Genomic DNA, 982 nt, shown 5'->3' with positions numbered 1-982 from the left:
TTAGGGTCAGGACCCATTGATTTGCGGTGACGGCTGTGATTCAGGCTCGCTGTGAGGAGCCTGAAGGATGAGTGATTTGTATTGGCTGACGGACGAGCAGATGGCTCGGCTTCAGCCCTATTTTCCGAAGAGCCATGGCCGCGAGCGGGTTGATGACCGGCGCGTTCTGAGTGGGATTATCTTCGTCAATCGCAATGGGCTGAGGTGGCGGGATGCGCCGAGGGAATATGGCCCGGCGAAAACGCTCTACAATCGCTGGAAGCGGTGGAGCGACAGAGGCGTCTTCATCCGCATGATGGAAGGCCTGGCCGCACCGCAGGCGCCAGAGCGCAAGACGATCATGATTGATGCGACCTATCTCAAAGCGCACCGCACGGCGTCCAGCCTTGGGGTAAAAAAGGGGGGGGGCCGGGACGCCTGATCGGCCGCACGAAGGGCGGCATGAATACCAAACTGCATGCCGTGACCGATGCGAACGGTCGCCCTATCAGCTTCTTCATGACCGCCGGGCAGGTCAGCGATTACACTGGCGCGGCCGCTTTGCTCGACAGTCTGCCCAAGGCGCAATGGATGCTGGCCGACCGGGGCTATGATGCCGACTGGTTCCGTGATGCTTTGCAGGAAAAGGGGATCACCCCCTGCATCCCGGGTCGGAAAATACGGAACAAGACCGTCAAATACGACAAGCGCCGCTACAAACGCCGCAATCGCATCGAGATCATGTTCGGCCGCCTGAAAGACTGGCGGCGCGTCGCCACACGCTACGATCGATGCCCAAAGGCCTTCTTCTCCGCCGTAGCCCTCGCCGCGACCGTCATCTTCTGGCTCTGATCAATGAGTCATCGTGTAATTGCGGCTGCTTCCCTCGGACCTCGGTTGAGGCGCACACTTCTGGTTGTCGAATCCTGAAGGAAGGAAGCAGCCATGAAGAACTATGCCGGATTAGACCTGTCGATGGAAAGCACGCAGGTCTGCATTGTTG

Annotated in this window: 1 protein-coding gene; it reads left to right on the top strand. The window is 59.2% G+C overall.

Features of this window, described 5'->3' with window-relative positions:
- Positions 1-67: 67 nt before the first annotated feature.
- A protein-coding gene (locus tag ACIPPQ_RS21710; RefSeq protein ID WP_446546117.1) for an IS5 family transposase occupies positions 68-831 on the top strand; the annotation gives its coding sequence in 2 pieces (ribosomal slippage) (positions 68-409 and positions 412-831; 762 coding nt in all).
- The last annotated feature ends 151 nt before the right edge of the window (positions 832-982 follow it).

This window comes from Sphingopyxis sp. LARHCG72, assembly GCF_052871675.1.
The sequence above is the reverse complement of the archived record's forward strand: the minus strand, read 5'-3'. Positions and strand labels throughout refer to the sequence as shown.